This is a genomic window from Saccharothrix sp. CCNWYY140, assembly GCF_037401995.1.
GTDB lineage: Bacteria > Actinomycetota > Actinomycetes > Mycobacteriales > Pseudonocardiaceae > Actinosynnema.
Window position 1 is genome coordinate 59697 of the sequence record NZ_JBBEGC010000017.1, and the last position, 21810, is coordinate 81506.

Here is a 21810-nt window from a genome sequence, read left to right on the forward strand (position 1 = left end):
CGTGCGGGGGTCAGCTCACGCGGCGCTCGTGGCCGTGCCAGAAGCGTTCGCGCAGTTCGCGGCGAAGGATCTTGCCGCTGGGGTTGCGGGGGACCTTCGCGATGAACTCGTACCGCAGCGGCAGCTTGAAGCCGGCCAGCTTGCCCCGCAGGTACAGGGCCAGCTCGCGCTCGCTCAACTCCGCGCCCTCGACCGGCACGACGAAGGCGTGGACCGCCTCGCCCCACCGCTCGTCGGGCACGCCCACCACGGCCGACTCGGCGACCAGCGGGTGGCGGCCGATGACGTGCTCGATCTCGGCCGGGTACACGTTCTCGCCCGCCACGATGATCATGTCCTTGATCCGGTCGCGGATGAACAGGTAGCCGTCCGCGTCCAGCACGCCCGCGTCGCCGGTCACGACCCAGCCGTCGACCAGGGTCTTCGCCGTGGCCTCGGGCAGGTTCCAGTACTCCAGCATCGCGGCCGGGGTCTTCAGCCACACCTCGCCGACCTCGCCGGGCGGCAGGGGGTTGCCCTGCTCGTCGGCGACCTTGACCTCGAACCCGGGGTACGGGCGGCCGGCGGCCTGCATGCGCCCGCTGTCCGGGGTGTGGTCGGCGGGTGGCAGGCAGATGGCGGTGTTGCCGGTCTCGGTCAGGCCGTAGATCTGGGCGAACTCGCAGCCGAAACCCTCGACGCAGCGGGCCAGCAGCGCGGCGGAGATCGGCGCGCCGCCGTAGACCACCTTGCGCAGGGTGGTGAAGTCCTCCCGGGACACACCGGGTTCGGCCAGCAGCAGGCGCAGCATCGCGGGCACCATGCACGCCGTGGTCACGCCGAGCGTGCGGATCAGCTCGACCGCGCCGGCGGTGGTGAACTCGCGCATCACCACGTTGGTCACGCCCGCCGAGAAGCCCTGGGTCGCCCACCACAGACCGCCGATGTGGAAGCCCGCCATGCCGACCAGGCTGATGTCGCCCTCGCGCCAGTCGATCCAGTCCAGGCTCTCGGACGCCAGCGCGTTGCGCACCGCGAAGAAGCTGCGGTGCGCAAGCACCACGCCCTTGGGCAGGCCGGTCGTGCCGCTGGTGTACATCTGCACCAACGGCGTGTCCGGCGTGACCCGAGCCAGCACGTTGGCGTCGGGCTGCGCCGAGACCCACGCGGTGAACCCCGGCTCTTCCAGACCGATCACCTTGGCCAACGCCGGCAGTTCCGCCGCCAACTTCTCGGCGGTGGGCGCGGAATCGGCGTCCACGAACAGCAACGCCGTACCCGAGTCGCGCAGGATGTGCTCGACCTCGTCGGCGGCCAGCCGCCAGTTGATCGGCACCAGCACCACACCGGTCTTCGCCGCGCCGAACAGGAGTTCGTAGTAGTGCTCGGACTCCTTGCCCAGGTAGGCGATGCGGTCGCCGGGGCCGAGGCCTTCGGCCTGGAGGCCCCGGGCGACCTGGTTGCTCACGCGGTGCAGGGCGGCGTAGTCGACGCGCCGGCCCTCGCACACCACCGCGACGGCGTCGGGCCGCACGGCGGCGTGCCCGCGCACCACGTCCACGAGCGTGCGCGCCTGAACGGTCACCGTTCCTCCTCGGGGTCGGGGTGGGTGCGGCTCACGCCGCGTCGGCCTGGAAGCGCATCCCGGGCGGGTTGACCAGCGCCATGCGCACCTCGCCGTCCGCGATGCCGCCGTTGGCGTCCCAGAACCGCCACGGCATGTCGATGATCTGCACCGGCTTGCTGCGGTTGCGCTCGCTGAACTCCGCGAAGGACACCTCGCCGCTGAACGACGACGAGTCGATCGGGCGGCGGAAGTTGGACTTGAAGTTGGCGATCAGCATGTCCGGCAGCTGCTTGGCCCAGTAGTCGGTCATGCTCCACGCCCGGAACGCCGGCAGCGCGTCCTCCTGGATGCACTTGGCGATCAGGTAGTACATGAGCTGGTTGAAGCAGATGTTCACCTCGACGGAGTTGAGGTGACCGGTGTCGTCGATGTAGCAGGAATAGGGGATCGCGAACTCGCCCTGCGCACTGGCCAACCCGTTCGCCACGTCCACCGTCGCGGACTTCAGGTATTCGGTCTTGGGCTTCGCGTACGGGCGGAGCACGTCGGAAAGCAGGGCCGGGTCGTTCGGGAATGTCCGGAACCCGAGCGAGGTGTTCTCCACGGGCGATGTCGTCATCGTTTCCTCCTCAGCGCACCGAGTGTGAATTCGACGGTAATCGCCGGCGGGGAATCAACCGGTAACAGCGGCGGAACTCGGGCGACGGCCCGCGGGGCGGCGGCGCACCAGGGCGTCCAGCAGCATGTCGGAGGTCAGCGAGCGGTCGGTCAGCGCCGGGTCGGTGGACAGCAGCGCCACGTGCAGCGCCTGGATGCGCTCGGAGGGCTCGATGCCCAACTCGCCCATCATCCGCTGGCGGAACCGCATGTAGACCTCCAGCGCCGCGGACGACCGGCCGGAGCGGTGCAGGGCGATCATCAGCATGGCGTGCGCGGACTCGTGCAGCGGGTGCTCCACGACCAGCGACGCCAGCTCGGAGATGGTCTCCCGGTGCCGGCCCAGGCACAGGTCCGCGTCGATGCGGGTGGTGTGCGCGTAGAACCGGCGCTCCTCAAGCCGGGCCGCCTGGGCCCGCAGCTGCGGACCCCATTGTCCCTGGTGGAGGACGTTGCCGCGCCACAGCGCGAGCGAGCGGCGCAGGTCGTCGCCGGCCTTCTCGTAGTCGCCGGCGTGCATGGCGGCGGTGCCCGCGGTGACCAGTTCGTCGAACTCGACGATGTCGAGCTGCCGGGGGTCGACGCGCAGGGTGTAGCCGCCCGAGCAGGTCAGCAGGACGTCCCGCGTGACGTCCTCGACGGACATGCCCAGCACGTCCCGGAACAGCTTGCGCAGCTTGAACATGTAGGTCTGGAGGGTGGCGTGGGCGGTGCGCGGCGCGTTGCCGCTCCACAGCTCCCGCACCAGCAGCGACGCGCCCACGGGCTGGTTGGCGTGGAACAGCAGGGTGGACAGGATCAGCCGCAGCTTGGGCGCGCTGGGCGCCACGTCCACCCCGTCGTGCCGGATCACGAGCGGGCCGAGCAGTTCGAACCGCAATCCCGCGAGCGGGTTTTCGGTGGACCGCCGCGGGGCCACCACGGGGGCGCCGGGCAGCAACCCGATTTCCGGTTCCGGTTCCGACGCTTCGAGCAGCGCGGCGAGCAGCGACAGTTTTTCGGCTCGGGACATGACACCGAGCCCGGCCAGGTTGGCAGTCATTTCGGACCTCGCAATCAGCCAGATCCACCGCGATTTCCGCCGCGGCCTGGCGAAGAGCGTGCGACGAGTGGTGGTCGAGGGGAAGTCGGGACGGGCCCCAACGCTATTCCAACGGCCGGCGAGCCGATAGTGACCGTTTCATGGGTCGGCATGAGCAACCAACGTCGGGTCACGTGACGCGCGCACTTGTCCGACGCACGACCCGGCCGGGACGCTTGCCTCGAAGCACGCTGGAGCGCCGCTGGAGCGGCACTGGTCGAGCAGGGGGACACATGCCGGGTGGCGGAGCGGAGCTGCGGGTCGGGTTCAAGCGGCACCTGAGGGCGCACGTGGTGCACGGCGACGCCGTGTACGTGCTCTCCGAGCGGGGCGCGACCTCCGTGCGCGGTGCGCACGTCGAGGCGGTGGCCCCGCTGCTGGACGGCAGCCGCGACCTGGCCACCCTGGTGCGCGAGGCCGGGCTGTCCCCCGCCGAGGTCGGCGCGGTCGTCATGGGCCTGGTGGAAGCCGACCTGGTGACCGTGCGGCCCGCGTGCGACACCGAGGACGAGGCGTCGCTGGCCTACTGGGAGGCCGCCGGCGTCGACCCGTCCACCGCCACGACCGCCACCGCCGGCGCGCAGGTGGGCCTGATCACCGTCGGCACCTGCGCCGAGGGTGCGGTACGCGCCGTGACCGACGCCGGTCTCACCGTCACCCGGATGCCGGGGAACTTTCCCCCGGTGGGTTCCGACCTGTCGATCGTGCTGTGCGACGACTACCTGGAGGAGGGGCTGGCCGACGTGGACGCGGCGCACCGCGCCTCCGGGCGGCCGTGGCTGCTCGCCAAGCCCGGTGGCGCGCAGGTGTGGCTGGGTCCGGTGTTCGACCCGGCCGCCGGCACCGGCTGCTGGCACTGCCTGGCCCACCGGCTGCGCGGCCACCGCCAGGCCGAGACCCGCCTGCGCACCCTCGTGGACACCCCAGTCGTGCCGCCGGACGTGTCGCTGCCGCCGCTGCGCACCGCCGCGCTGAACCTGGTGGCGATGGAAGCGGTGAAGTGGTTGGCGGGCCTGCGCCACGAGGGGCAGCGCGCGGTGTGGACGCTGGACAGCGTGGGCCTGGGCGGCAAGCACCACGAGCTGCGCGCCCGGCCGCAGTGCCCGGCGTGCGGCGACCCGGACCTGGTGCGGGACCGGGGTTTCCGGCCGGTGACCCTCCAGAGCCGCAAGAAGGCCTCGCGCACCGGCGGCGGGCACCGGTCCCGCTCGCCCGAGCAGGTGCTGGCCGAACACGGGCACCTGGTCAGCCCGGTCACCGGCGTGGTCAAGGAGATCACCCGCGACGACCGCGGCCCGGCGTTCCTCAACTCCTTCCGCTCCGGCCCGAACCTCGCCCTGACCACCCGGCGCGACGCCGACCAGATGCGGTCCGCGCTGCGCGCCGAGAACGGCGGCAAGGGCGTGACCCCGCTGCACGCCGAGGTGAGCGCGTTGTGCGAGGCCGTCGAGCGGCACAGCGCGTACTTCCACGGCGACGAGCCCACCGTCACCGGCAGGTTCGCCGACCTCGAGAACGCGATCCACCCCAACGAGTGCCTGCTGTTCGACGACCGCCAGTACGCCGACCGGGAGCTCTGGAACGCAACGTGCTCCCCGTTCCAGTACGTCTGCGCGCCCTTCGACGAGACCGCCGAGACGACCTGGACCCCGGTGTGGTCGCTCACCGAGCAGCGCCACCGCCTCCTGCCCACGTCCATGCTGTACTTCGACGTGCCCGCGCGGCACGGTGGAGCCTCGCTCAACGCCGACTCCAACGGCAACGCCGCCGGCGCCAGCCTGGAAGACGCCTTGCTGCAAGGGCTCCTGGAACTGGTGGAGCGCGACGCCGTGGCGCTGTGGTGGTACAACCGCACTCAAGCCCCGGCGGTGGACCTCGACAGCTTCGGCGACCGCTGGATCGACGAGCTGCGCGAGGTGTACGCGGGCCTGCACCGCGAGGTGTGGGTGCTGGACGTGTCGTCGGACGTCGGCATCCCGACGATGGCGGCGCTGTCCCGGCGCACCGACAAGCGGTGCGAGGACGTCATGTTCGGCTTCGGGGCACACCCCGACCCGGCCGTGGCCCTGGTGCGGGCGCTCACCGAGATGAACCAGCTGCTGCCCGCCGTGGTCGACGCGCGCGACGACCGCGACGAGTACGGCTGGACCGACCCGGACGCCGTGCGCTGGTGGCGCACCGCGACCTGGGCGGGCGACCCCTGGCTGCGCCCCGACCCCGAGGTGATCCCCCGGACGCGCGCGCACTACCGGCACACCCCGACCGACGACCTGCACCACGACGTCACCACGCTGCAACACGAGCTCGAAACCCTTGGTCTCAACGTCATGGTGCTCGACCAGACCCGCCCGGACGTCGGGCTCCCCGTCGTGAAGGCGATCGTGCCGGGGATGCGCGGCTTCTGGGCGCGGTTCGCACCCGGACGTCTGTTCGACGTCCCCGTCAAGCTCGGCAGGCTGGACCGCCCCACGGCCTACGAGCGCCTCAACCCGATACCACTGTTCGTGTGATGCGGAGACATGCGGCCCCCACCGCGTGACCGCCAAGGAGCACACATTGCGATCCGACGCCGACGCGCCACCACCCGGAGCGAGCCTCTCGCTGTGGTCCTTCCGGGACGACGTGGCCATCGAGACGGCAGAGGACGGCAGCCTGACGATCCTCGCCCGCTGGGGCGACGTGACCCTCGATCCGCCGGGGCGGGCGATCGAGGAGGTCCTGCACCGCATGACCTTCGGGCCGGTCGCTCTCGGCAACGTCGAAGGACTCGACCAGGACGAGCTGCACGGCCTGCTGGACAGGCTGCCCGGCCGCGTCGTCCGGTCCCTGGGCTCGCGCGACTCCGCGATCCCGCTGCTGTCCGCCCAACCGGTCTCCCCGCACGGGGTGCTGGAACTGCCGGAGGTGCCCCCCGACCACCCGGTCCGCCTGTCCCGCTTCGCCCTGGCCCGCCAACGCGACGGCGAACTGGTGCAGGAGTCCCCGCTCTCGCACCACCGCGTGGTCCTGCACCGCCCGCAGGCCTCCGCGGTGATCGCGGCCCTGGCCCGCCCCACGACCGTCGCCGAGGTGGCAAGGCGCGTGGGACTGCCGGTCCCGCTGGTGCGAGAGATCGTCGCCTACCTCATCGGCGCCGGCATGGTCGTCGTGGCCGAGAACGGCACGTTCGACGAAGACCACGACCCAGCCCTGCGCTCGTGGTCCCCGTACGAACTCATGTTCCACTCCCGAAGCCGCTTGGGCCGCCACGACGAACCAGCAGGCGCAACCTTCCGCCACGTCGACACCGTCCCCGCCCCACCAGCAGCCAAACCCACCCCACCAGGCCGCCGCTTCCCCCTCCCCCGCCCCAAAGCCGCAACAACCCGCATGACCCTCGCCGAGGCCATCGAGACCAGGCGATCCACACGGGCCTTCACCGCCGAGTCCCCCACAGCCGCCCAACTGGGCGAACTCCTGCACCGAGCGGCAGCCGTCCGCTCCCGCCAGGAGGTGGACGGCCCCGGCGGCACCCGCTACGAGGTCACCAGGCGGCCGTACCCGGGCGCAGGCTCCCTGTACGAACTGGAGCTGTACCTGACCGCCGACCGCTGCCCGGACCTCCCCCGCGGCATCTACCATTACTCGGCCACCGACCACACACTCACCCTCGTCGACGACACCCCGTCGGCAGTGGACGAGGTCCTGGACGGCGCCCGCGTGGCCACCGGCACCCGCCGCCCACCACCCGCGCTGCTCACGATCACCACACGCATGGACCGGGTGGCGTGGGTGTTCGACGGCATCTCCTACGCCACCACCCTCAAGCACGTCGGCGTCCTCCAACAGACCCTGTACCTGGTCGCCACCGACCTGGGCCTGGCGGCATGCGCACTGGCGATGGGCGACGACGACACCTCCGCCGCAGCGCTGGGCCTGGACTGGCCGGCGGAGGTGAGCGTCGCCGAGTTCGCCGTCGGCTACCCGGACACCTACTACGACGAACCGTACTCGGCCGTGCACGGAATGTGAGGGTGTCTGCGACACCGCTGACATCTTGCTTAAATCCCCTGCCGGAGCAGGAAACGGTTGTACATCATGCTTGCCGCGGCGTGGTACAACCGGTCACACGCGCGGCTTAGGGGGTTGCCGAGTTGATCAAGGTGATGCTGGCCGAGGACATGCACATGGTCCGGGGCGCGCTCGTCGCGTTGCTCAACCTGGAGCCCGACATCGAAGTGGTGGCAGAGGTTTCCTCGGGCACGGAGATCCTGCCCACCGCCCAGAAGGTCCGCCCGGACGTGGCTGTCATCGACATAGACCTGCCCGGCAAGGACGGCCTGACCGCCCTGAGCGAGATGCACGCGGCCTGCCCGGAAATCCGAACCCTGATCCTCACGGGTCTGGGCAGACCAGGCAACCTCCGCCGAGCGTTGTCCGCCAAGGCAACGGGTTTCCTGCTCAAGGACGCCCCGCCGACCGAGCTGGCCGACGCCATCCGCAGCGTCGCCGCCGGTCGGCGGGTCGTGGACAGCCAGCTGGCGATGTCCGCATGGGACAGTGCGGAGTCCCCCCTTACCGCACGCGAGACAGAAGTTCTCCGCCTTACTGCGGAAGGCCTGCAAGCTGTCGACATAGCGTCACAGATGTTCCTGTCCGTGGGCACGGTCCGGAACTACGTGACAACGATCATCAACAAGCTCAACGCCCGCAACCGGGTGGACGCCATCCGCATAGCCCGCGAGGCCGGCTGGCTGTAGAGCGCATATCCCCCCGACACACCCACCCACCAGCGCTTCGGCGCTCCAACCATTTGAGACACACCAGTCCACAAAGGACACAGCGCACGAGCCCGAAGCCCTCCCCGATCAGGGGGCAGGACTCCGGGCACTTTTGCGTTCAGACCTCAGACCGCCACCCGACCGCAAGCCTTCGCCGAAGGTTCACCGAGCCCGCCCACTCCCCTCCGCGCGCAGCGCGCTGCTCTTCGCGCGCAGCGCGCTGCTCTTCACGCGCAGCGCGCGGTAGGTGTCACCTACAAGTGGAGGGCCTCGGTTCCCCCACCGTATGGCCCGCCCGAAGGGCTACCACAGATCGCCCCGGGTGCAGCCAAAATTTTTGCGAGGAACGAGCCAAAATTTTCGCGGCACCCGGGGCGATCTGTGGTTGGCTCCGCCGGGCCATGCGGTGGGGGAACCGACGCCCTTCACCCCCCATCGGTGGTTCGCCCGCCGGCAGGCGCTCTAGAGCGCGCAGCGCGACCGCCTAAGAGCGCGCCAGCGCGTCCCAGAGAGCGAAGCGCTCAGCTTGAAGCGTCCAAAGCTCCCGAAGCGGCATCAGACTCAGCGCGTCGAGCAGCCGCATGCCGGTCATACCGCAACGGCACCTCAGCCTTCAACCGAAACTCGTCCGGCGAGTGCTCAACCGACACCGACCCACCGATCTCCTTGGCCCGCACGGACAGGTTCTGCAACCCACCCCGCCCACTCCCAGGAGCCCGCCGCTTCCGTTCGGCCAGATCGTCGTTGACGATCTCCAGCGACGCGGTGTCCTGGGTCTGCCTGATGGTGATGTGGCAGTTCTTGGCCTTGCTGTGCCGCAACAGGTTCGTGACGCCCTCGCGCAGGACGGTGGCCAGCACCGTGCTCACCTGCACCGGCAGGTCGATGTGGTCCGAGTCCAGCTCCACGTGGATGTCCGCGGCCTCCAGCACCGACACCGCCGAGCGGCACTCCTCTTCCAGGGACAGTTCCCGGTAGCCGCTCGCGACGGTCCGCGCGTCCGACAGCGCCAGGCGGGAGATCTCCAGGATCTCCAGCAGCTGGTCACCCGCTTCCTTCGGCGACTTCTCGATCAGCCGGTGCGCCAGCTCGATCTTCAGCGCGATCGCGGAGAGGCTGTACCCCAACAGGTCGTGCAGGTCGCGGGCGAAGCGCAGGCGTTCCTGCAACACCGCCATGCGGGCGATCTCGGCCCGGCTCGCCTGCACCTCCGCGACCAGCGCGGTCAACCGGGACAGGCCGTAGACCACCAGACCCGTGGTGACCGTCGAGATCGCGGTGTAGAGCATGTCGATGGGCGCCGCGGTGAACAGCCACTGGATGGCGCCCATCGAGACGACGATCGCACTGAAAGCCGTCCACGCCGCGACGGAGCGCAGGACCAGCAGGACGCTGCCCGCGAGGAAGCCCGGCATGCCCACCCAGGCCTGGCCGAACAGCAGGATCGGCAGGTACACCAGGCACGCCTGCGCCGCCAGGACGCCGTACCCGAGAGGACTGCGGAGGCGGCCGTTGTCCCGGGCGTACCACAAGAGTTGCATGGCCATGAGCGCGGCGATGCACACGAAGGACAGTGCGATCGCGCCGGCGCCCACCGGCAGGAGCAGGACGTGCAGGAAGCCGATGAGGCTGATGCACGCGAAGACCGCGGTGACCACGCCCATCGCCAGGCGTGGCGCGGGCAGCGGCAGGACACCGCGTGCGGGAGGACGTGCGGCGGCGGAGGGGTTCACTGCTGGCCCCCGTTCCGACTAGCTCGACCTGCGCGTGCTTGAGGGGCTGCCCGCACGTAATGCGGACCGACGTGTCCCGGGTTGACGGTGCTGCCCTGTTCCGGGCCATGTTCGTTCAAGCACGGTTAACTCCCCAGTAAGTTCAAACCCTGCGCCGGCGGCGTTCCTGCACGCAGTTGGCGACAACCTCTCGTGGTGGTGCCGCCGCCCCCAACCCCGAAGGCGAGAATATTTCACGACGCAGCGTTCAACACAACCGGGCTACCGGCTCCACCACCTGTGAAACCGATTCCTACCGCAGATATCAGACTGTTGTCCAGATCAACGGGGGCGGGTTGGCTCCGGACTTTTCCACAGGAAAAGGACGGTCGTCAAGAACCAACGGGAAGTCACTGCGGTGTGCAACTTTTCCCAACCCGAGCAGGGCAACGGGGGACCGCCGTGCGGACCTCCGCGGCAGGTCCACCCGGCCTAGCCGGCGGCCTGCGGACGCACGACCGCCGGGGCCAGGACGGACACCAGGTCGCGGCGGGCACGCGCGACGCGTGACCGGATCGTCCCCACCGGGCAGCCGCACACCGCGGCGGCTTCGGCGTAGCCCAGGCCCACGACCTGCGTCAGGACGAAGGCGTCGCGGCGGTCCCCGGACAGGGTGCGCACGGCCAGCTTGATGGCGACCGTGTCGTCCAGGCCGGGCAGGTGCTGGGCGCCGAAGCGGTCCGCGGCGGCCTGCCAGTCCTGGTCGGAGGCGATCGCGGGGCGGGTGGCGGCGGCGCGGAAGTGGTCGGCGGCGACCCGTCTGGCGATCGCCAGCAGCCAGGTCCGGGCGCCGCCGCGGCCGGTGAAGCCGGCGGCGCTGCCCAGGGCGCGGACGAAGGTCTCCTGGGTCAGGTCCTCAGCGTCGGCGTGCCCGACGAGGTAGACCAGGAATCGCCAGACGTCACGCTGGGTAGTGCGGATGAACGGGTCCGCGGCGGCGCGGTCACCGCGTCCGACGGCGAGGAGAAGGGCGGTGGTCGGGTCGTCCCCCGGTGTTTCCGACATGATTCCGAGGCTAGCCCGGGAAAATGCTCCTGAGAACGCGCTCAAGCCACATTCAAGGGGTCTTCACAGCGTTGACCAGAATGTGTTGGAACCATCCGGGGAGGACCGGCGACTACTAGTCCGTGGATTGCGACGACATTCGCCAGGCGTTGAGCGCGCGGCTGGACGGGGAATCCGGGCCGCCGGACGCGGAACGGTTCGCGGAGGAGCACCTGGACCGGTGCGGCGCGTGCGCGCGGTGGCTGGACCGCGCCGCCGCGGTGACCCGACGGGTCCGGCTGTCGGCCGCCGTCGTGTGGCCGGACGTGGCCGAGGCGGTGCTGGCACGCGTGCCGCCGGCCCCCGACGCCGACGGGGAACCGCCCGGGCCGCGCTCGGAGTGACCCGCGATCGGGCACCCCGCACCCCGAGGGGATCCCCGCACGACCCGACACGACCCCGCCCGCCCCGCATGACCCCGCACCACCCCGGCACCGCCGGCGAAAGCCGCGCATCCGCCCCAAAATCGACGGACTGCCGATTCCGTACCACCCGGTTCAGCGCTGTACCGGGTGGTACGCCACCGTGTTCGAAACCGTGCGTTCCGGACATCACGAAGTCGGGCCGCCGGATCACCGGTGGCCCGACTTTGCGCAATAGTCGCGGCGGATCGATCTATAGGCGGACGGTCATCCTGCTTTAGCGAGCGGACGGGCGCCGTACGTGACCCGCACGACTCCGTCGTCATGGCGCTCCGTCACCGCCTTGACACCGAAAACGGCGGACAGCACGTCCGGCGTGAGGGCTTCCAGCACCGGTCCGGACGCGACGATCCGGCCGCCGTCGAGCACCACCAGGCGGTGGCAGCTGCGGACCGCCAGGTCCAGGTCGTGCAGCACGGCCAGCGTGGTCACGCCCAGCGTGTGCACCAGTTCCAGCAGCTCGAACCGGGCGCGGATGTCCAGGTGGTTGGTCGGCTCGTCGAGCACCAGCAGTTGCGGCTGCTGGGCCAGCGCCCGCGCCAGCAGCACCCGCTGGCGCTCGCCGCCGGACAGCGACCCGTAGATCCGGTCCGCGTGGCCGAGCATCCCGGTGCGCTCCAGCGCGTCGGCCACGATGTCCTGGTCCTCGCGGTTCTCCCGGTCGAACATGCCCTTGTGCGGCGTCCGGCCGAGCGCGGCGACCTCCCGGACGGTCAGGCCCGCGGGTGTCGGGCTGTTCTGGAGGACGGCCGCGGTCCGCCGGGCGGCGACGCGGGCGGACAGCGACCAGACGTCCTCCCCGCCGAGCAGCACGGTGCCGCCGGTCGGACGCATCGAGCGGTAGACCGTGCGCAGCAACGTGGACTTCCCGCTGCCGTTCGGTCCGAGCAGCCCGACGAAATCGCCGGGTGCGACGTCGAGGTCGACGTCGTGGAGGATCGGCGTGCCGCCGATGGTGACGCTGACTTGTCTCAATTGGAGTTTCATGAGTGTGAAAGGCTCCGATCCCGCCGCATCAGCCAGATGAAGAACGGCGCGCCGAAGAGGGCGGTCAGGATGTTCAGCGGGAGTTCGTTCGGCGGGTCCACCGTGCGGCACAGCAGGTCCACCGCGACCAGGTAGACCGCGCCGACGAGCGCCGAGATCGGCAGCACCCTGCGGTGGTCCACGCCGAACGCCATCCGCACCAGGTGCGGCACCATCAGCCCGACGAACCCGATGCCGCCCGCGACCGCGATGAGCACGCCGGCCAGCAGGGACGTCAGCACGATCACCACCACCCGCAGGCGTTTGACGTCCACGCCGAGGGCGGTCGCCGACTCGTCACCGGTGACGAGCGCGTTGAGCTGCCGCCCGTAGAGCGTCAGCACGAGCGTCACGCCGACCACCACCACTCCGGCCACCTGCAACTGGTCCCACCGCGCGCCGGCCACGCTGCCCAGCAGCCAGAACATGATCTGCCGCATGTTGTTCGGCGAGGTCTGGAGCTGCAACAGGCTCGTCACGGACGTGAACACGTAGCTGACCGCGACCCCGGCGAGCACCAGCCGCACCGGGTTGAGGCGCCCGCGCTGCTGGCCGAGCGCGAACACCAGCGCCACGGCGAGCATCGCGCCCGCGAACGCCGCCCCGGACACGCCGAGGCCGCCCAGCGCGCCCGCGCCCAGCGCCATGACGGCGACCGCGCCGACCGAACCGCCCGCGGACACACCGAGGATGAACGGGTCGGCCAGCGGGTTGGCCACCAGCGCCTGCAACACGACACCGGCGACCGCGAGCCCGGCGCCGCACAGCGCGGCGAGCAGGACGCGCGGGACGCGGAAGGTCCACACGATCTGCTCGTGCGCCGGGTTGACGCCGGGGTCGGCGCCGGTGAGGTGGCCCCACACGATCTGCCAGGTGTCGCCCACGGACACCGGCACCGAGCCGACCGCGGCGGCGACCAGCACCACCACGACCAGCACCACACCCAGCACCAGCAGGCACAGCGAGAGCGGCGCGCCGTGCAGCGGCGCCGGTCTGGTCGCGGCGCGGCGCGGTGGTGGGGCCGGCCGGGACACCGCGGGGCGGGACACCATCGTCATGGTGATCAGAGCGCCCCGGGGTGGGCGGCCTTCGCGATGGCCTCGACCGCCAGGTGGTTGCTGGGCCCGAGGTACACCGAGTCGGACAGCACCACGAACCGCTTGTCCTTCGCCGCGTCCCACTGCGGGAACCGGTCGAACAGCTTCTGGGCGTCGGCCTTGGGGTCCTCGGACATGTAGTTCACCACGACCAGCACGTCCACGTCGGCCTTGGCGACCTGCTCGGCGGACAGGTTGGCGAACAGGTCCTGGGTCGCGCCCTCGAACGCGTTGACCGCGCCGGCCTTGGCGAAGATGTCGTTCCAGATGCCGTTGCCGCCGACCGAGCTGAACTCGCCGCCCATCGCCATGCCCGGGATGATGAGCATCGCGTTCTGCTTGGGCAGCTTCGCGGTCTTGGCCTCGACGTCGGCGATGCGCTTCTTGGCGTCCTCGACGACCTTCTCGGCCTTGTCGGACACGCCGAAGATCTTGCCCAGGTCGCGCAGCAGCGCGTAGCTGTCCTCGACCGAGGGCTTGCCGGTGACCGTGCCGACCGCGCCGCAGGAGGACGCGGGCGCGTAGGTGTTCGCGCCGACGGCGGCCAGGTCGTCGCGGGTGGCGAACCCGGCCTCGGCGCGGAAGCCGCCGTCGTAGGTGGAGATGACGAAGTCGGGGTTGAGCCCGATCATCGCCTCGCGCGGGATGTCGTAGAGGTCGTTGAGCTTGATGTCCCCGGTGGGCAGCTTCTTGATCGCATCCACCCGGCCGTCCACCTCGGACGCGCCGTAGGACTGGGCGTTGGCGACGACCTTGTCCCCGAGCCCGAGTTCGAGCAGCGCGGACACCTCGGCGACCGAGCCGCCGTTCATGACGACGACCCGGCTGGGCGCCTTCTGGTAGGTGTAGTCCTTGCCGCAGTTGGAGATGGTCACGGGGTAGCCGCTCTGCGCGCCACCCGCCTGGTCGGTGCTGCCCGCCGTCGCCGTGGAACAGGCCGCCGCGGCGACCAGCCCGACGACCGCCAGCGGCAATCGCTTGAGGTTCATCCGGTCCTCCTCTGAGTGCTTGACACGACGACCGGTGCCGCCGCCTCGGGTTCCACTTCGGCCGTTTTCGTCGGTACCTCGTGGGACAATCGATCCGGGGGCCGGAGGCCGGCCCCCGGCCGGTGCAGCCGGTAGCCGAGCAGTCCGGTCATCCCGGAAGTGCAGGCCAACAAAGCCGAAGCAGCCGTGAAGGCCAAGGCGTGATCACCGAACGGCACCCCGGGATCACCGGGCGTGGCACCGAGCACCACCCGGTAGAACGCGCCCACCACGGCCACGCCCAACGCCAGCCCGAACTGCGTCACCGTGGTCGCCATCCCGGACGCAGCCCCGGCATCCCCCGGCTGCACCCGGCTCAAGATCCCCGCGACCAGCGGCGCGACCACGAGCCCCTGCCCGAACCCGGCCAAGAAGATCACCACCAGCAGCGTCACCGGCTGCGCCGACGACGGCAGCCGGGTCGCCAGCGCCGCACCCACCAGCACCGCCGACAAGATCCCGCAGCCCACCGCCGCGATCGGCCACGACACCCGCTTGCTCAACCGCTTGGTCACCGCCGACCCCAGCGAGAAGCCGAACCCGAGCGGCACGAACACCAGGCCGGCGGCCAGCGGCGAGAGCCCGAGCCCGGTCTGCGAGTAGTACGTGAACACCAGGAACAGCCCGGAGTTCGTGGCGAACAGCGACAGCACGGTCAGCAGCGACAGCGGCATCCCCGGCACGGTCACCACCCGCGGCGGGAACAGCGGCTCGCCACCGGCCCGGTGCAAGGCCCGCTGCTGCACCACCAGCACCGCGGCGACCACCGCCGCCAGCGGCAGCCCGAGCCACAGCCACCCTGCGCCGTCCGCCCCGAACACCAGCGGCACCAGCAGGGCGGGCAGCGCCACCGAGGTCAGGGCCGCGCCGACGAGGTCCAGCCGGTGCGGCGCGCCCGCCGTCCCGCCCGGCAGCACCCGGCCCAACGCCAGGATCGCCACCCCGATGGGCACGTTCACCAGCAGCACCGGCCGCCACCCCAGACCGAACAGGTCGAGGTCCACCAGGACGCCGCCACCCGCGATGCCGCAGATCACGCCGAGCCCGATCACCACCCCGTACACGCTGATCGCGGTGGCCCGACGCTCCTCGTCCGGCACGGTCGCGCGGATGATCGCCAGCACCTGCGGCGCCATGAACGCGGCCGTCGCGCCCTGGAGGAACCGCGCGACGATCAACAGGTCGGCCGAGGGCGCGATCCCGCACAGCAGCGACGTCACCGTGAACCCGGCGACACCCCACAGGAACACCGTCCGGTGCCCGACCCGGTCGCCCAGCCGCGCGCCCGTCACCAGCAGCGCGCCGAACGCGATCACGTAGGCCGCGCCGACGAACTGGATCTGGTCGAACCCCGCCGACAGGTCCCGCTGGATGGACGGGCTGGCCACGTTGACCACGAACCCGTCGACCTGGGTCATGAAGGTCGCGGCGAGCACCGCGCCCAGGCCTAACCACTCCCGGTTCACGACACCCTCCGCAGCTCGCCCGACAACGCCAGCACTGCGCCCACCCAGGCCAACGCCCGAGCCGTCACCATGCCGTTGTGCGTGGTGACCAACCGGTGCACGGTCACACCGTCCACATGGGACTCCCAGCTCGCAGGTCCCGGCCAGTCCGGTGTCTTGCCCTCGGTCGCCTCGAACAGCAGCACAGGTCCGTCGAACCGCCGGGGCGTCCACGCGAAGCCCAACGCCGAGTTGCGCGCGAACGCCTTGCGCACCAAGGCGAACTCGGTCACGTCCAGGTCACCCAGCAGCGCCGCCACCTCGTCGTCCCCGGCCGGCGGCAGGTCCCGCCACTCAGCCGGGAACGGGAAGGAGTCCAGCAACGCCACCAGCTCGACGGTCTCGCCGGCCTCGGTCAGCTGCACCGCCATCTCGTGCGCAACGAGCCCACCAAAGGACGCGCCGAGCACCCGATATGGCCCTTCGGGCTGGACAGCCCGCACCTGCCGCACGAAGCATGCGGCCATCTCCGCGACCGACGCGAACTCCTCGACCGGCTGAAGTCCGTACACCGGCTGGTCCGGCAGGTGCGCCAACAGCGCCGCGAACGACCACGCCAGCCCGGTCGCCGGGGCCACGCAGAACAGGGCAGGACCGCTGCCGCCCGTCCGCAGCGGCAGGACCGCGTCGAACGAGCCGCCGGGATCGGTCCCCAGCTTCGGCACGAGCTTCGCCACGGTCGGGGCCTCGAACACCGTCCGGATGCCGATGGAGACGCCGAACTCCGCCCGCACCCGGCCGATCAGCCGGGCCACCAGCAACGAGTGCCCGCCCAGCGAGAAGAAGTCGTCGTCGATGCCCACCTCGCGCAGGCCCAGCAGCTCCGCGAACAACCCGCACAGCACGGCCTCGCGGTGGTCGCGCGGCACCCGGCCGGCCACCGTCGCGGACAGGTCCGGCGCGGGCAGCGCCGCCCGGTCCAGCTTGCCGTTGGTGGTGCGCGGGATGCGCTCCAGCGGGACGTACGCGGGCGGCACCATGTAGTCGGGCAGGCGTTCGGCGGCGTACCGGCGCAGCTCGGCGGGCTCCACGTCGTCACCGACCACATACGCCACCAGCCGCAGCAGGCCGGGCGTGTCCTCGCGCGGCACCACGGCGGCCTGCGTGACCGCGGGGTGCCCGACCAGGACCGCTTCGACCTCGCCGGACTCGATCCGGAACCCGCGTATCTTGACCTGGTCGTCCGCGCGGCCAAGGAACTCCACCGTGCCGTCCGCCCGCCACCGGGCGAGGTCCCCGGTCCGGTACATCCGCGCGCCGGGCGGCCCGAACGGGTCGTCCACGAACCGCTCGGCGGTCAACTCGGGCCGGTCGTGGTAGCCGCGCGCCACGGGGGCACCGCCGAAATGCAGCTCGCCCACCACCCCGGGCGGCACCAGCCGACGGGCCGCGTCCAGCACGTACGCACGGGTGTTGGCCAGCGGTCGGCCCACGATCGGCTCGGGGCTGTCGACCAACCGGCACCACAGGGTGTCGACCGTGCACTCCGTGGGGCCGTACAGGTTGTAGACGGACATGCCGGCGTCCCGCAAAGCACTCCACAACGCGGGTCCGGTCGCCTCGCCGCCCAACGCGAGGACGGCCGGTCGATGCCGGTCCAGGAACCCCGCCGCGAGCAGCTCCTCGGCGTACGTGGGCGTGATGTCCATGAAGTCGATGCCGTGCCGGTCGACGTAGTCCAGCATGGCGGCGGGCTCGCGGCGGCGGTCGTCGTCGATGAAGTGCAGCTCGTGGCCCTCCAGCAGCCACAGCAGGCCTTCCCAGGACGTGTCGAAGGACAGCGACGCCGACAGCGCGGCCTTGCGCACCCGGCCGCCGGACTCCGGGCGGATCATCGTGTCGCGGTGGTGGTGGAACAGGTTCACCAGGCCGCGGTGCTCGATGACGACACCCTTGGGCGTGCCGGTGGAGCCGGACGTGTAGATCAGGCAGGCGGCGTTGTCCGGGCGTGCGCTCCTCAGAAGGTCCACATCGGACAGCAACGCCGGCTCGGTGTCCATGAACACCAGGCGGGCCGGGGTGTCCACGCGCCACAGGGCCTCGGTGGTGAGCACCGCGACGGGCTTGCTGTCGGCGAGCGTCGCCGCGATGCGCTGTGCCGGGTGGTCCGGGTCGATCGGCACGTAGGCCGCGCCCGCCTTCAGCACCGCCAGCAGGGCCACGATCGACTGGGACGTGCGGGGCAGCAGCATCGCCACGTACCGGTCGGGACCCGCCCCGCACGCCACCAGCAGGCGGGCCAGCCGGTTCGCGCGGGCGTTCAGCTCGGCGAAGGTGAGGGTGGCGTCGCCGGCGACCAGGGCCGTGCGGTCGGGGGTCGCGGCGGCCTGGGCCTCGAACAGCTCCGGCACGGTCACGGCGGGCAGCGGCGCGGCGGTGTCGTTCCACTCCCCCAGCAGGCGCTCGCGCTCGCCGGGCAGCAGCAGGTCGGTGTCGGCGACCGGGGTGTCCGGAGCTGCGGCGACGGCCCGCAGGAACGCCCGGAAGCGGGTCAGGTGCTCGGTCAGCTCGTCGAGGTCGTAGCAGTTCGGGTTGGCGTCCAGCACGATCCGCAGCCCGCTGCCGTCCGCGCGGTCGTACACGTGGACGACCAGGTCCTCCACCAGCCCGGCGCTGACGTTGCGCACCACGGCCCGGTGACCCGCGAAGCGGAGGTCGTAGTCGAACGGCATGATGTTGACCGACGGCCCGAACAGCTTGCGCTCGCTGGCCACCAGCTTCAGATCCCGCCGCAGCTGCTCGTACCGGTAGCGCAGGTGCGGCCGTGCGGCCCGGAGTTCGGCGGCCACCTGTGCGGTCAGGTCGGTCAGGGTGGCGCCCTCCTCGACCGTGACCCACAGCGGCACGACGTTGGTCACCATGCACGGCACGCGCAGCGACACCGAGCCCAGCCGGGACATCACCGGCAACGCCAGGGTCAGCTCGTCCGCGCCGGTCATCCGGTGCAGATAGGCGGCGAAAGTCGCCGTGACGGCCTCGCTCCACATCGCGCCAGCGCTCGTGGCGACGTTCTTCAGAGCCACGACATCGTCCGCGTCCAGGTCGGCGGTCACGCGGTGCACGGACCGGGCGAGCTTCCCCGCACGCCGGGCCAGGACCACCGGCTCCGACCGCCCCGCCGCCTTGGACATCCAATACTCACGGGCGGCTTCCGGCTTCCCCGAGTCCACATAGGACTGGTCCTCCGCGACCACCGACGCCAGCGAGCCGAACGTGTGCTCCGCGGGCTCGCAGCCGTCCACCAGGGCGGTGTAGACCTCGGCCACCCGGCGGGCGACGAGCGAGAGCCCGTACCCGTCCAGCGCGATGTGGTGGACCCGGTGGTACCACAGGAAGTGCTCGGGGCCGAGCCGGAGGACCGCGTGCCGGAACACGACCTCGTTCTCCAGGTCCACCGGCGTGGCCAGGTCGGCCTGCATCCACGCCAGCGCCTCGGCTTCGTCGGCCACCTCGACCACGTCCACCGACCAGGGCCGTTCGCGGAAGCGCTGGAACGGCCGCCCCTCGGCGTCCTCGCCGAACTCGACGTTCAGCGCGTCCACCTCGGAGACCACCCGGCGGAGGGCGTCGACCAGCAGCGGCACGTCCACCGCGCCGCGGACCTCGACGTACTCGGCGGTGTTGAAGGCGGGGCTGGCCCGGTCGAACTGCTGACCGGTCCAGATCCCCTCCTGCGCGGCGCCCAGCCGCAGCACCTCAGACATCCTGGCCCACCAGCAGCGCGAGCCAGTCGGCGAGCGTCGGGCGCTCGGCCAGGCGCACGAAGTCGACCTCGGCCCCGGCCTCCCGCCACCGCTCGACCAGCGTCATCAACCGCACCGAGTCGAGGCCCGCGGCGAACAGGTCGTCCGCGTCGAAGCCCTCGTCCGGGTCGCGGTGCAGCAACTCGGCGACATCCGCTCTCATCCTCGCCGCTGTCAACCCTGCCACGATGGACACTCCCGTTCTTGCTGTGCTCGTCAAGGACGCGGAAGACCCGGCGGCCACCACACCACCGGGTCCCCGCGAGGGAGAACCCGCTCAGGCCACGGTGTTTTCGTCGTCGTACACGGTGACGCGGAAGGACACCGCGGGCTCCGGCGTGGCCGTGTGCAGCGCCCGGTGGATCAGGGTGCGGTTGTCCCAGACGAGCATGTCGCCCTTCTCGAACGTCTGGAGGTGGATGTTCTCGTGCTCGTAGGTCCGGTCCAGCTGGCCGGTGGCCTCCAGCAGCTCGTGCAGCAGGTCCGCGCGGTCGTTGCCGTCGCCGTCCTGGACCGACAGCGTGAAGCCCTCGCTCAGGTACAGCACGGTCTCGCCGGTGTGCCGGTGGGTGACCGCGGTGGGGCTGATCACCGGCGGGGTCTTGGCGTTGACCTCGTCGATGATCTCCGAGATCGGCCGGTACACGTCGGTCGGCCGGATCTTGAAGTACCGCAGCACGCTGTGCGTCGCGGTGGTGCCCTTGACGGCGAGCTTCAGCTCCTCCGACAGCTTCTCGTAGGCCGTGGCCATGTTGATGAAGTACGTGCCGCGGTTCTTCGAGGGCACCACCTGCGGGTAGATCATGGTGATGTCGAAGGGCTCCGGCATGAACTGGTAGTCCGAGTGCCAGAACTTGCCGGTCTTGGGCACGCCGATCTGCGAGCCGTCGGTCTCCTTGACGTTGGAGGAGACGAAGACCTCCGGGACCTCCGGGTGGTGGTAGACCGGCTCGTAGTACTCGGCGGTGCGGCCCAGCCGCTTGCCCAGCGCCAGGAACTGCTGCGGCGAGAGGTCCTGGTGCTTCAGCACCGCGATCTTGTTGGTGTAGACGGCCTTCTTGAGCGCCGCGATGTCCTCGGCCGACGCGGTCTCGGCGTCGAAACCCTCCACGACCACGCCGAACGCCTTGTCAGCCTGCGGGGTGATTTCCATGAGCAGTCCTCTTAGCGGGTTTGTGTTCCAGCGATTTCCGGCACCTGAGTAGTCGTCGTTCGACTGTGGACGGTTCCCTCCTCGAGGGTCGTTTCGACTCGAATTCCCTTGCGGTTACCGGACGTTGGCGCTCACGGCTGCCCGCCGGTGCGCGTGGACTTGCCGCGCAGCAACCTCAGATGGCACGCGTGGATCACGGCGGCGGTCGCGCCCGGGTCGTCGCGCATCACCAGGTGCCCGCTCTCGGGCACCACGAGGTGCCGCGCGCCGGGCAGGACCCGGCGGGCGCGCACGGCGTCGGACGGCGGCACCACCTGGTCCCGCGCCGCCCACACCAGGTTCACCGGCGTGGTGTCGCCCACCTCCGACGCGCGGAACCGGTAGCGGCCGGCGTGGCGGACCAGCGCGCGCAGGTCGCTGCCGACCATCGCGGCCACGTCCGCCACGGCCGTGGTCAACGCGGCCGGCCGGGCCGACAGGCCACCCAGGACGAGCCTGCGCACCCACGGTTTGGCCAGCAGCCGCGCGCGGGTGCGCGGCGCGAACGCGGAGACCACCCGCAGCAGGGCGCGGGTCTTCGCGACGCAGACCGACGCCTGCCCGACCGCGCGGAAACCCGCGCTGCACAACGCGGTGACCGCCGCGACCGGCACGCGCCGGGCCAGTTCGAGCGCGACCGCGCCGCCCAGGGCGTGCCCGACGACGTGCGGCCGGTGGATGCCGAGCGCGTTCAGGCGCTCGGCGACGTACTCGGCGATGCGGGGCACGACCTCGTGGTCGTAGGCGACCCCCGGCACGCCGTTGTGCCCCGGCAGGTCCAGGGCGAGTGCCCGGACGAAGCCGGGGATCCGTTCGACGACGGCGTCCCAGCTCGTGCGGCCGAGGCCGGCTCCGTGGAGCAGCACGAGCTGGGGTTCGCCATCGGCAGGCCGATGGGCCATGTGGGTGTTCCCGTCTCTGTTGTGCCGACGTGCTC

17 protein-coding genes are annotated in these 21810 nt (G+C 71.0%); 4 read left to right on the forward strand and 13 right to left on the reverse strand.

Going from position 1 to position 21810, the window contains the following annotated elements:
• Positions 1 to 10: 10 nt before the first annotated feature.
• From WBN91_RS11780 to WBN91_RS11790, 3 genes are read right to left on the reverse strand one after another with little or no spacing between them, the layout of a single operon-like run.
• A complete protein-coding gene (locus WBN91_RS11780) occupies positions 11 to 1564 on the reverse strand; it encodes a fatty acid--CoA ligase (RefSeq protein WP_337726136.1) in 1554 nt (517 codons plus the stop codon).
• A gap of 31 nt (positions 1565 to 1595) precedes the next feature.
• Positions 1596 to 2165 (reverse strand): FcoT family thioesterase, encoded by a 570-nt coding sequence (locus tag WBN91_RS11785; protein ID WP_337726137.1) that lies wholly within the window; start codon positions 2163 to 2165, stop codon positions 1596 to 1598.
• 54 nt (positions 2166 to 2219) lie between these two features.
• Positions 2220 to 3245, reverse strand: a complete 1026-nt coding sequence (locus WBN91_RS11790; RefSeq protein ID WP_337726138.1) for an AfsR/SARP family transcriptional regulator — start codon at positions 3243 to 3245, stop codon at positions 2220 to 2222.
• A gap of 272 nt (positions 3246 to 3517) precedes the next feature.
• Between WBN91_RS11790 and WBN91_RS11795 the strand changes: the two genes are divergently transcribed.
• The 3 genes from WBN91_RS11795 (at position 3518) to WBN91_RS11805 (ending at position 8023) form a co-directional block, all read left to right on the forward strand.
• On the forward strand, positions 3518 to 5794 hold the full coding sequence (locus WBN91_RS11795; RefSeq protein WP_337726139.1) for a TOMM precursor leader peptide-binding protein: 2277 nt from the start codon (positions 3518 to 3520) through the stop codon (positions 5792 to 5794).
• Between the two features lie 46 nt (positions 5795 to 5840).
• The gene (locus WBN91_RS11800; protein WP_337726140.1) at positions 5841 to 7295 is read left to right on the forward strand and encodes a SagB family peptide dehydrogenase; all 1455 of its coding nucleotides are present in this window, start codon (positions 5841 to 5843) and stop codon (positions 7293 to 7295) included.
• 122 nt (positions 7296 to 7417) lie between these two features.
• Positions 7418 to 8023, forward strand: a complete 606-nt coding sequence (locus tag WBN91_RS11805) for a response regulator transcription factor (RefSeq protein WP_337726141.1) — start codon at positions 7418 to 7420, stop codon at positions 8021 to 8023.
• 542 nt (positions 8024 to 8565) lie between these two features.
• On the opposite strand, the gene WBN91_RS11810 is transcribed toward WBN91_RS11805, so the two are convergent.
• Positions 8566 to 9777: a sensor histidine kinase gene (locus WBN91_RS11810; protein ID WP_337728125.1), complete on the reverse strand. Its 1212-nt coding sequence runs from the start codon at positions 9775 to 9777 to the stop codon at positions 8566 to 8568.
• A 471-nt stretch (positions 9778 to 10248) separates the two neighbouring features.
• On the reverse strand, positions 10249 to 10821 hold the full coding sequence (locus tag WBN91_RS11815) for a sigma-70 family RNA polymerase sigma factor (protein ID WP_337728124.1): 573 nt from the start codon (positions 10819 to 10821) through the stop codon (positions 10249 to 10251).
• A 122-nt stretch (positions 10822 to 10943) separates the two neighbouring features.
• On the opposite strand from WBN91_RS11815, the gene WBN91_RS11820 reads away from it, so the two are divergent.
• The gene (locus WBN91_RS11820) at positions 10944 to 11204 is read left to right on the forward strand and encodes a zf-HC2 domain-containing protein (RefSeq protein WP_337728123.1); all 261 of its coding nucleotides are present in this window, start codon (positions 10944 to 10946) and stop codon (positions 11202 to 11204) included.
• A gap of 285 nt (positions 11205 to 11489) precedes the next feature.
• On the opposite strand, the gene WBN91_RS11825 is transcribed toward WBN91_RS11820, so the two are convergent.
• From WBN91_RS11825 to WBN91_RS11860, 8 genes are all read right to left on the reverse strand, one after another.
• Positions 11490 to 12257, reverse strand: a complete 768-nt coding sequence (locus WBN91_RS11825; RefSeq protein ID WP_337728122.1) for an ABC transporter ATP-binding protein — start codon at positions 12255 to 12257, stop codon at positions 11490 to 11492.
• 8 nt (positions 12258 to 12265) lie between these two features.
• Positions 12266 to 13366 (reverse strand): FecCD family ABC transporter permease, encoded by a 1101-nt coding sequence (locus WBN91_RS11830; protein ID WP_337728121.1) that lies wholly within the window; start codon positions 13364 to 13366, stop codon positions 12266 to 12268.
• A gap of 5 nt (positions 13367 to 13371) precedes the next feature.
• Positions 13372 to 14394, reverse strand: coding sequence for an ABC transporter substrate-binding protein (locus tag WBN91_RS11835; RefSeq protein WP_337728120.1), 1023 nt, complete (start codon positions 14392 to 14394; stop codon positions 13372 to 13374).
• Positions 14391 to 15899, reverse strand: a complete 1509-nt coding sequence (locus WBN91_RS11840) for an MFS transporter (RefSeq protein WP_337728119.1) — start codon at positions 15897 to 15899, stop codon at positions 14391 to 14393. The genes WBN91_RS11835 and WBN91_RS11840 overlap by 4 nt, the downstream gene beginning before the upstream one ends.
• Positions 15896 to 19642, reverse strand: coding sequence for an amino acid adenylation domain-containing protein (locus WBN91_RS11845; protein WP_337728118.1), 3747 nt, complete (start codon positions 19640 to 19642; stop codon positions 15896 to 15898). The genes WBN91_RS11840 and WBN91_RS11845 overlap by 4 nt, the downstream gene beginning before the upstream one ends.
• Positions 19635 to 19844, reverse strand: a complete 210-nt coding sequence (locus WBN91_RS11850; protein WP_337728117.1) for a phosphopantetheine-binding protein — start codon at positions 19842 to 19844, stop codon at positions 19635 to 19637. The genes WBN91_RS11845 and WBN91_RS11850 overlap by 8 nt, the downstream gene beginning before the upstream one ends.
• A gap of 114 nt (positions 19845 to 19958) precedes the next feature.
• Positions 19959 to 20834: a (3R)-3-[(carboxymethyl)amino]fatty acid oxygenase/decarboxylase gene (gene scoE / locus WBN91_RS11855; RefSeq protein ID WP_337728116.1), complete on the reverse strand. Its 876-nt coding sequence runs from the start codon at positions 20832 to 20834 to the stop codon at positions 19959 to 19961.
• Positions 20835 to 20965: 131 nt separating this feature from the next.
• Entirely contained in the window at positions 20966 to 21775 is an 810-nt protein-coding gene (locus tag WBN91_RS11860; protein ID WP_337728115.1) for an alpha/beta fold hydrolase, read from the reverse strand.
• Positions 21776 to 21810 lie beyond the last annotated feature (35 nt).

Coding starts and splice junctions, on each gene's coding strand:
- WBN91_RS11785 (WP_337726137.1), bottom strand. CDS start 2,165: ATGACGACATCGCCCGTGGAGAACACCTCGCTCGGGTTCCGGACATTC.
- WBN91_RS11860 (WP_337728115.1), bottom strand. CDS start 21,775: ATGGCCCATCGGCCTGCCGATGGCGAACCCCAGCTCGTGCTGCTCCAC.
- scoE (WP_337728116.1), bottom strand. CDS start 20,834: ATGGAAATCACCCCGCAGGCTGACAAGGCGTTCGGCGTGGTCGTGGAG.
- WBN91_RS11790 (WP_337726138.1), bottom strand. CDS start 3,245: ATGACTGCCAACCTGGCCGGGCTCGGTGTCATGTCCCGAGCCGAAAAA.
- WBN91_RS11815 (WP_337728124.1), bottom strand. CDS start 10,821: ATGTCGGAAACACCGGGGGACGACCCGACCACCGCCCTTCTCCTCGCC.
- WBN91_RS11795 (WP_337726139.1), top strand. CDS start 3,518: ATGCCGGGTGGCGGAGCGGAGCTGCGGGTCGGGTTCAAGCGGCACCTG.
- WBN91_RS11850 (WP_337728117.1), bottom strand. CDS start 19,844: ATGAGAGCGGATGTCGCCGAGTTGCTGCACCGCGACCCGGACGAGGGC.
- WBN91_RS11845 (WP_337728118.1), bottom strand. CDS start 19,642: ATGTCTGAGGTGCTGCGGCTGGGCGCCGCGCAGGAGGGGATCTGGACC.
- WBN91_RS11835 (WP_337728120.1), bottom strand. CDS start 14,394: ATGAACCTCAAGCGATTGCCGCTGGCGGTCGTCGGGCTGGTCGCCGCG.
- WBN91_RS11830 (WP_337728121.1), bottom strand. CDS start 13,366: ATGACGATGGTGTCCCGCCCCGCGGTGTCCCGGCCGGCCCCACCACCG.